The organism is Mesorhizobium sp. M7A.F.Ca.CA.002.05.1.1 (assembly GCF_003998335.1).
In the GTDB taxonomy this organism is placed as follows: Bacteria; Pseudomonadota; Alphaproteobacteria; order Rhizobiales; family Rhizobiaceae; genus Mesorhizobium.
Window position 1 is genome coordinate 1 of record NZ_RZQI01000159.1, and the last position, 9101, is coordinate 9101.

The 9101-nt window shown below is 62.3% G+C and carries 9 protein-coding genes and 1 pseudogene; 5 read left to right on the forward strand and 5 right to left on the reverse strand.

Annotated elements, in window-relative coordinates:
* Positions 1–297: 297 nt before the first annotated feature.
* The 3 genes from rho to hemE form a co-directional block, all read right to left on the reverse strand.
* Positions 298–1563, reverse strand: a complete 1266-nt coding sequence (gene rho, locus EN939_RS10900; protein WP_127268017.1) for a transcription termination factor Rho — start codon at positions 1561–1563, stop codon at positions 298–300.
* 231 nt (positions 1564–1794) lie between these two features.
* On the reverse strand, positions 1795–2331 hold the full coding sequence (gene hemJ / locus EN939_RS10905; RefSeq protein WP_127268018.1) for a protoporphyrinogen oxidase HemJ: 537 nt from the start codon (positions 2329–2331) through the stop codon (positions 1795–1797).
* Positions 2331–3362, reverse strand: a complete 1032-nt coding sequence (gene hemE / locus EN939_RS10910; RefSeq protein ID WP_127268019.1) for a uroporphyrinogen decarboxylase — start codon at positions 3360–3362, stop codon at positions 2331–2333. Before hemE ends, hemJ begins: the two co-directional genes overlap by 1 nt.
* Before the next feature lie 405 nt (positions 3363–3767).
* Here hemE and EN939_RS10915 point away from each other — a divergent pair, with 405 nt between their 5' ends.
* The 5 genes from EN939_RS10915 (at position 3768) to dnaQ (ending at position 7785) form a co-directional block, all read left to right on the forward strand.
* Positions 3768–4589 carry a pyruvate, water dikinase regulatory protein gene (locus tag EN939_RS10915; RefSeq protein ID WP_027037546.1) on the forward strand — a complete coding sequence of 274 codons (822 nt, stop codon included), beginning with the start codon at positions 3768–3770 and terminating at the stop codon, positions 4587–4589.
* A 169-nt stretch (positions 4590–4758) separates the two neighbouring features.
* Entirely contained in the window at positions 4759–5358 is a 600-nt protein-coding gene (locus EN939_RS10920) for a Maf-like protein (RefSeq protein ID WP_027037547.1), read from the forward strand.
* The gene (locus tag EN939_RS10925) at positions 5351–6193 is read left to right on the forward strand and encodes a shikimate dehydrogenase (protein WP_127268020.1); all 843 of its coding nucleotides are present in this window, start codon (positions 5351–5353) and stop codon (positions 6191–6193) included. Before EN939_RS10920 ends, EN939_RS10925 begins: the two co-directional genes overlap by 8 nt.
* Positions 6190–6789 (forward strand): dephospho-CoA kinase, encoded by a 600-nt coding sequence (gene coaE / locus EN939_RS10930; RefSeq protein WP_127268021.1) that lies wholly within the window; start codon positions 6190–6192, stop codon positions 6787–6789. Before EN939_RS10925 ends, coaE begins: the two co-directional genes overlap by 4 nt.
* Positions 6790–7083: 294 nt before the next feature.
* The gene (gene dnaQ / locus EN939_RS10940; protein WP_127268022.1) at positions 7084–7785 is read left to right on the forward strand and encodes a DNA polymerase III subunit epsilon; all 702 of its coding nucleotides are present in this window, start codon (positions 7084–7086) and stop codon (positions 7783–7785) included.
* A 132-nt stretch (positions 7786–7917) separates the two neighbouring features.
* On the opposite strand, the pseudogene EN939_RS10945 reads toward dnaQ, so the two are convergent.
* Positions 7918–8201: pseudogene (locus tag EN939_RS10945) on the reverse strand (GIY-YIG nuclease family protein).
* Positions 8202–8454: 253 nt separating this feature from the next.
* Positions 8455–8952, reverse strand: a complete 498-nt coding sequence (secB, locus tag EN939_RS10950; protein ID WP_127268023.1) for a protein-export chaperone SecB — start codon at positions 8950–8952, stop codon at positions 8455–8457.
* Between the last annotated feature and the right edge of the window lie 149 nt (positions 8953–9101).

Genomic DNA, 9101 nt, shown 5'->3' on the forward strand with positions numbered 1-9101 from the left:
GCGCTGGCGCGAAAACTCCTCGTCATTCTCAATGCAAAAGCACGCGATGCGCGCATGGAGTTCGCCAATGCAACTTGACACCACAGATAGTCGCTCATTGCCCTGCCGGGCATTTCTCCCCGTATAGGGACGGGGAGAAAGACGCCGTCATGGACGGTTTCGCCAATTTTCAACGCAGCAGAACGAGCGCCGAGGTTGCGGCCATCTCCCTTCTCCCCGTCACTATACGGGGAGAAGGTGCCGGCAGGCGGATGAGGGGCAGCGCAAGCAGTTGGCCGTTGGCCCTCGCCAGTCCTCTTACGTGTTCATCGAATCGAAGAAATCGGCATTGGTCTTGGTCTGCTTGAGCTTGTCGATCAGGAACTCGATTGCGTCGGTGGTGCCCATCGGCGCCAGGATGCGGCGCAGCACGAAGATCTTCTGCAGATCCTGCTTGGAAACCAGCAGGTCTTCCTTGCGGGTGCCGGACTTCAAGATGTCCATGGCCGGATAGATGCGCTTGTCGGCCACCTTGCGGTCGAGCTGGATTTCGCAGTTGCCGGTGCCCTTGAACTCTTCGAAGATGACTTCGTCCATGCGGCTGCCGGTATCGATCAGCGCGGTGGCGATGATGGTCAGCGAACCGCCTTCCTCGATGTTGCGGGCGGCGCCGAAGAAGCGCTTCGGCCGCTGCAGCGCGTTGGCGTCGACACCACCGGTCAGCACCTTGCCGGATGACGGCACGACGGTGTTGTAGGCGCGGCCGAGACGAGTGATCGAATCGAGCAGGATGACGACGTCGCGGCCATGCTCGACCAGGCGCTTGGCCTTCTCGATGACCATTTCGGCGACCTGCACGTGGCGCACCGCCGGCTCGTCGAAGGTCGAGGAGATCACCTCGCCCTTCACCGAGCGCTGCATGTCGGTCACTTCTTCCGGCCGCTCGTCGATCAGCAGCACGATCAGATAGCATTCCGGATGGTTGGCGGTGATCGAGTGGGCGATGTTCTGCATGAGAACCGTCTTGCCGGTACGCGGCTGCGCGTTGATCAGAGCGCGCTGCCCCTTGCCGATCGGCGCGACCAGGTCGATCACACGCGGCGAGATGTCCTTGGTGGTCGCATTCTCGATCTCCATCTTCAGCCGCTTGGTGGGATAGAGCGGCGTCAGATTGTCGAAGTGGATCTTGTGACGGATCTTTTCGGGATCGTCGAAATTGATGGTGTTGACCTTGAGCAGCGCGAAATAGCGCTCGCCCTCTTTCGGGCTGCGGATCGGCCCTTCGACCGTATCGCCGGTCTTCAGCGAAAAGCGCCGGATCTGCGACGGCGAAATATAGATGTCGTCGGGACCTGGCAGATAATTGGCGTTGGCGGAGCGCAGGAAGCCGAAACCATCCTGCAGCACCTCGACCACGCCATCACCGATGATCTCGATCTCCTGGGCGGCCAGCTTCTTCAGGATCGCAAACATCAGCTCCTGCTTGCGCATGACGCTGGCGTTTTCGACCTCGAGCGATTCGGCATAGGCGATCAGCTCTGGCGGTTTCTTGTTCTTGAACTCGGCGAGTTTCATTTCTTGCATAGACGGACCTTGAATAGATGGAGTCTGGGTAGGCTTTGGGAAAAATATCGGCGGGATGCGACAAATGCCGGGCGCGGCCGAAAACAATGAGGGGCGGCGCATGACGGGAAGGAAGACCCGTCTTTTATCGTCGGTCGGGTGAAAGAGCAAGCTGCGTTTTGCGTGACCTATGAAGGCTTGAAACGCATCACTGCCCGTCGTTGTCTCCTGGCCGTTTTTGAGCAGCATGCATCAGAACGGCTTGACCACCACCAGGATGACGATTGCGATCATCAGCAATGTGGGGATCTCGTTGACCATCCGCCAGTGCCTGGCCGGTTTTTCATTGCGGTCCTCGGCGAATTTGCGCACCGCGCCCGCGAGATAGCCATGCATGGCGGACAGCAAAAGCACCGCACCGATCTTGGCATGCAGCCAGCCGCCCTGGAAACCAAAACCCTTCCAGGCGAGCCACAGGCCGAACACCCAGGTGACGATCATCGCCGGGTTGATGATGCCGCGCAGCAGGCGCCGCTCCATCACCTTGAAGGTCTCCGATTGCACCGAGCCCTTCTCGGCATCGGCGTGATAGACCAGCAGCCGCGGCAGATAGAGCATGCCCGCCATCCATGAGATGACGGCGAGGATATGGATCGCCTTTGCCCAGAGATAGAAGCTGTCGGGTGCCGCGAAATACAAAAGCGCGGTGAGAACGACCAGCACCGCGATACCTGACATCATCCGCATCATCGCCTGACCGGTGCTGTTCGTGTTTTTCATCTCAGCCATCAGCGTGTCGCGCTCCGCACCTGTTTCACCATCGCCTCGACATGGGCGATCGGCGTCTCCGGCGTGATGCCATGACCGAGATTGAAGATCAGCGGTCCGTCTCCCAGCGCTCCCAGGATCGCCTCGACGCCGTCGGATAGCGCCTTGCCGCCAGCCACGAGCCGCAAGGGATCGAGATTGCCCTGAACCGCACCCGAGCGCTGCAATTCCTTCGCCGCGATCAGGGGTACCGTCCAGTCGATCCCTAGCGCCGTCACGCCGGTCTTCTGTCGATATGTCCGGTAGCGCGAACCGGCACCCTTGGGAAAACCGATGATCGGAACATCGGGATGAACCGCCCGCACCCGGCCAACGATCTCGGCCATCGGCTGAACGCAGAACAGGTCGAAACTCTCATCGTCCAGCACGCCGGACCAGGAATCGAATATCTGCACCACATCCGCACCCGCCTCGATCTGGCGGATGAGATAGGCGGCCGAATGTTCGGCAAGCACCTTCAGCAATCGTTGAAAGGCCACCGGTTCGCGATAGGCAAAAAGCCGCGCCGGCGCCTGGTCGGGCGTGCCATGACCGGCGATCATGTAGGTCGCCACCGTCCACGGCGCGCCGCAGAAGCCGATCAGGGTTGTCTCTTCGGGCAGTTTGGCCCGCAACCGGCGAACCGTCTCATAGACCGGTTCGAGATTCACGTGAAACACCTCGCCTTCCAGAGCCAAAATCTCCGGCGCGGTGATCGGCGTCAGCAGCGGCCCTCTGCCCTCTTCGAAGCGGACGTCACGGCCAAGCGCATGCGGAACGACAAGGATATCGGAAAACAGGATCGAGGCATCGAAGCCGAAGCGCTCGATCGGCTGCAAGGCCACTTCGACCGCAAGGTCTGGATCATAGCAGAGGTCCAGGAACGAGCCCGCGCGTCTGCGTGTCTCCCGATACTCCGGCAGGTAGCGTCCGGCCTGACGCATCATCCAGAGCGGAGGCGGAAAATGGGCCTTGCCCCTGAGGACATCCAGCATGATCCGGTTCTGGGGCATCGAGCGCTCGCTTCTCCCAGCCTCTTCTATAATCAAAGATTCTTATATCTAAGATTCTTCTGATTCTAAGAGTCTGTTGGTTCTGGTGGTTGCCACCTGTCCCGCTTTGCCCCGGAAAACACCAGCCAACATATTGTCGCGTGCTTCTTTTTCCCAGATGTAGGGTTCTGGGGATAGATCGGAATCGATCAAGCGAGTCAAAGTGTTAGGCACAGTGGTGAAAAGCAGGTCCTGTGGACGGACCGCAGTCGAAAAAAGCCGTCCCCAAACTTGTCCCCAGTCGCCCGACGAAGCTGACAGCGCATCGAATTGTGGACAAACTGCCATCTGATACAGTCGCCTCCGACAGGCCCGTCTTTTCATCCCGCTTTATCCACAGAAGCCCACAGCCCCAGGTGACCCCCTGTGAACAAACCCCAGAGCTTCTTCCACCTGCACCTGATTTCCGACGCGACCGGCGAAACGCTGCTCGCCGCCGGCCGGGCAGCTTCGGCGCAGTACAAGGACGCGCGCGCCATCGAGCATATCTATCCGCTGATCCGCACCGAAAAGCAGGTGGCGAAGGTGTTCGAGGACATCGAGGAGGAACCGGGCATCATCCTCTATACGGTCGTCGACCAGAAGCTGGCGCGCGGCATCGACGAGCGCTGCGCGGCCATGGGCCTGCCCTGTGTGTCGGTGCTGGAGCCGGTGCTGACCGTGTTCCAGTCCTATCTCGGCACCCCGGCCGGCCGCCGCGTCGGTGCCCAGCATGTTCTCGACGCTGAATATTTCCGCCGCATCGATGCGCTCAATTTCACCATGGACCATGATGACGGCCAGTTGCCGCTCAACATGGACGATGCCGATGTCGTGCTGATCGGCATTTCGCGCACGTCGAAGACGCCGACCAGCATCTATCTCGCCAACCGCGGCATCAAGACCGCCAACATCCCGATCGTGCTTGGCGTGCCGGTGCCGGAAAGCCTGGTTGCCGCCAGCAAGCCGCTGATCGTCGGGCTAATCGCCACCGCCGAGCGCATCTCGCATGTCCGGCAAAACCGCATCCTCGGCAACAGCAGTTCGTATGAGGCATCGGATTATGTCGACCGCGCGGCGATCAGCGAAGAGCTAGCCTACGCCCGCAAGATCTGCACGCGCCATGGCTGGCCGATGATCGACGTCAGCCGCCGCTCGATCGAGGAAACGGCGGCGGCCATCGTTGCCCTGCGGGGGAAGACGCGCTAGGGCGTCGATATTCAGGTGATGCCGGCCTGCAAATGGCGGTTTCCTGCGCTTCCGGTGCTCACGTACTTTAAGTACGCTCCGCTCCGGTTCTCGGAAGCCACCATTTTCGACTCGGCCTGACCTGAATCTCAACACCCTAGTCGGTGCCAGAAAACCAGGCGTACAAACCATGACCGAAAAACTCATCCTCGCTTCCGGCAGTCCGTTCCGCAAGGCGATGCTCGTCAATGCCGGCGTCGATGTCGAGGCGGTGCCGGCCGATGTCGACGAGCGCGCGCTCGAGGGGCCTTTGCAGGATAGCGGCGTCTCGCCCGAGGATGTCGCCCTGGTGCTGGCCGAGGCCAAGGCCACAGAAGTGAGCGAGCGCAGGCCGGGCGCCCTGGTGCTCGGCTGCGACCAGACGCTGTCGCTCGTCGACGAGGTGTTCCACAAGCCGGCTGACATGGAAGGTGCCCGCCGTCATCTGCTGGCGCTGTCGGGCAGGACCCACCAGCTCAACAGCGCCGCGGTGCTGGTTCGCGACGGCAAGGTCTTGTGGCGGCATGTCGGCATTGCTTCGATGACCATGCGCAAGCTCGACCCGGCCTTCGTCGGCCGCCATCTCGCCCGCGTCGGCGCCAAGGCGCTGGGAAGCGTCGGCGCCTATCAGATCGAAGGCGAAGGCATTCAATTGTTCGAGAAAATCGAGGGCGATCATTTCACCATTGTCGGCCTGCCGCTTCTGCCGCTGCTGGCCGAACTGCGTGACCTGGGGGCAATCGATGGCTGAGGCGTCGAAGAAGGCCTTCGTGTCAGGCCATCCGGTCAAGCATTCGCGCTCGCCAAGAATCCATGGCCACTGGCTGGCCAGGCATGGCATTGACGGCAGCTACCAGGCCATCGATGTCGCGCCGCAGGATTTTGCCGAGTTCGTGAACACGCTGCAGGCAAACAATTACCGCGGCGGCAACATCACCATCCCGCACAAGGAAGTCGCCTTCGCGTTGGCCGAGCGCCGCGACCAGGCGGCGCAAGAGATCGGCGCCGTCAACACGCTGTGGTTCGAGAACGGCGTCCTGTGGGGCGGCAACACCGACGGTCACGGCTTTGCCGCCAACCTCGACGATCATGCGCCGGGCTGGGCAAGCAACGGTCCGGCGGTGGTGCTTGGCGCCGGCGGTGCGTCGCGCGCCGTCATCCATGCGCTGAAGCAGCGCGGCGTTGCCGACATCCGCATCGTCAACCGCACTCTGGCCCGAGCGCAGGAATTGAGGGATCGTTTCGGCGCCGGCGTGTCGGCGCATGGCATGGCGGCGACCGATGAACTGCTCGGCGATGCCGGCCTGCTGGTTAACACCACAGCGCTCGGCATGCATGGCAATGAAGGCCTGTCGGCCGATCCCGCCCGGCTGCCGGACCACGGCATCGTCACCGACATCGTCTATGTGCCGCTGGAGACGCCGCTGCTCGCCGCCGCCCGCGCGCGAAATCTGAAGACGGTCGACGGCCTCGGCATGCTGCTGCATCAGGCCGTGCCCGGCTTCGAGCGCTGGTTCGGCGTCAGGCCGCAGGTCACGGGGGAATTGCGCGCGCTTATCGTCGCCGATCTGGTGCCGAAGCCATGATCGTGCTCGGACTCACCGGCTCCATCGGCATGGGCAAGTCGACCACGGCCAGGATGTTCGCTGACGCCGGCGTGCCGGTCCATGATTCCGACGAGGCAGTGCATCGCCTCTATGCCGGCAAGGCAGCCCCCCTGGTCGAGGCCGCCTTTCCCGGCACCACACTTGCCGGCGTGGTCGATCGTGCCAAACTTGGCGCGCGCGTGCTCGGCGATGCCGCCGCGCTGAAGCGGCTCGAGGCGATCATTCACCCATTGGTGCGCGCCGACGCCGATGCCTTCCTGGCCAAGCATCGTAACGCGAGCGAATCGATCGCGGTGCTCGACATTCCCCTGCTGTTCGAAACCGGCGGCCGCAACCGCGTCGACAAGGTCGTCGTCGTCACCGCCCCGGCCGAGACCCAGCGCGAACGCGTGCTGGCGCGGCCGGGCATGACGGAAGAAAAACTGGCATCGATCCTGGCCAAGCAGGTGCCGGACGCGGAAAAACGCCGCCAGGCCGATTTCGTCGTCGACACCGGGCGGGGATTGGACGCTGCGCGTGTTCAAGTGAACGCGATCATTGCGGAGCTAATTGGGCGCGGCGGACCGCGCCACTGACACTGGCTGCTGTCTGTCAACGTCGGCGCCGCCCCTCATCTGCCTGCCGGCATCTTCTCCCCGTATAGTGACGGAGAGAAGGACGCTGTCGCAAAGGATTTCGCCAATCTCCAAGGTTCGGAAAGGGAGCCGAGGTTGCGGCCAGCCCCTTCTCCCCGTCACTATACGGGGAGAAGGGCCCGGCAGGGCGATGAGGGGCAGCGCAAACCTGTAGTGATTGCCTTGATCAGCTTCGTTTCCCATTGCCATTTTGTTCCGGTCTCACGATTCTGCTCCTTTGGAGCGACTGATTCGATGCGTGAAATCATCTTCGACACGGAAACCACCGGCCTCGATTCGCGCGACGACCGCGTCATCGAGTTGGGCGGCGTCGAGCTGGTCAACCGCTTCCCGACCGGCAGGACCTTCCACCACTACATCAACCCGCAAGGCCGCGCGATCCACGCCGAGGCGCAGGCGGTGCACGGCATCAGCGCGGCGGACCTCGCGGGCAAGCCGACCTTTGCCGAGATTGCGCAGGAGTGGCTGGACTTCACCGACGGCGCCAAGCTGGTCGCCCACAACGCAACCTTCGACGTCGGCTTCCTCAACGTTGAATTCGGCCGGCTGGGTCACCCGGTCATAGACAATGGTTTTGTCGTCGACACGCTGGCGCTGGCGCGCCGCAAGCACCCGATGGGCCCCAACTCGCTCGATGCGCTCTGCCGGCGCTACGGCATCGACAACACCAAGCGCACCAAGCACGGCGCCCTGCTCGATTCCGAATTGCTGGCCGAGGTCTATATCGAGCTGATCGGCGGCAAGCAGGCGGCACTCATCCTCGACAGCGCCACCGCGCCGGCGCAAGGCGAGAATGTCCGCCAGATCGAAATCATCATCAGCCAGCGCCCGGCACCCCTGCCGCCGCGTGTCACCGAAGCCGAACGCGCCGCGCACACCGGCATGGTCGGGACGCTTGGCGAAAAGGCGCTGTGGCTGAAGGTTGCGGCTGGCTGAGCAACTACTGACCGAAACCCTCGCGTCTTCGTCATCCTAGGGCGGAGCAGGAGCGAAGCGACGTTGCGGAGACCCTAGGATCCATGCAGTGACAGTGGTGCAGTGGCTCCGGCGGTGCAAAAAACCGAACGCCTACCACCCCGTCCCGCGAATCAGCTCGAACCATTCCGGATTGGCCTTTTCAATTAGATCTTCCGTTGGCGCGGCCAGCGTTTCAGCGACTTCTCGCGCTGGATGGCATCGGTGATATCGAAAAATTCTTCGTACCAGACCAGCCGCTGAACACCGTAGCGGCTGGTGAAGCGCGAGCCCTCACCGGATTTGTGCTCCGGCATGCGGCGACCGAGATCGTTGGTGACACCGATATAGATGGTGCCGGCCTTCTGGCTCGCAGTCATGTAGACATAGCCGGTCATCGTTTTAGCGTAGCGAGCATAGGCGCGGGGGCAAGCGCCATTCTGATCCGTTGCATTCTAAGGCGCACGTCACGGCATGGATCCTAGGGTCTGCGCTGCGTCGCTTCGCTCCTTGCTTCGCCCTAGGATGACGAAGACGGGAGGGCTAGGCCATTCGAAGGGCGCCGGCGCCTCAGCTATCTCTCCAGCACCTCAAACAGAAAACCCGGCGCGAGGCCGGGTTCTCAGAAAACAACAGCGATGGCAGCCGAGCTCAGCTCACCTTGACCTTGGACGCCTCGTCCTCGGCCAGCTTCTGCTGGAACATCTGTGCGAAGTCGATGGGGTCGAGCATCAGCGGCGGGAAGCCGCCATTGCGGGTTGCCTCGGCGATGATCTGGCGGGCGAACGGGGACAAAAGGCGCGGGCATTCGATGAACAGGATCGGCAGCATGTGCTCCTGCGGAAAACCTGCGATGGCGAACACGCCGCCATAGACCAACTCGACATTGAACAGCACTTCCTGGTCGAAGGACGCCTTGGCGTTCAGCGTCAGATTGACGTCGAACTGCTTGTCGGAGAGCGGGTTGGCGTTGACGTTGACGTTGATGGCGATGCCCGGCGCCTTGTCGCGACCGCGCAGCGAATTGGGCGCGCCGGGGCTTTCGAAGGACAGGTCCTTCACATATTGCGCCAGAACGTTGAGCGACGGCTGCGCCGCATTGCCGTTTCCGTTGGCTGCGCCGACCGGCGCGTCATCTTTGCTGGCCATAAGCCTTGTCCTCTTGCCTGGGCAGCGTCGCTGACCGAATTGAAATCGGGCGTTCGCTACCATGGCGGGGATGACAAGACAAGGTTTGCCGCCTTGCTTCCGGGCTGCGGGATGGAGATGGGACGGCGCCCTAATCGTCCTTCAGGCGG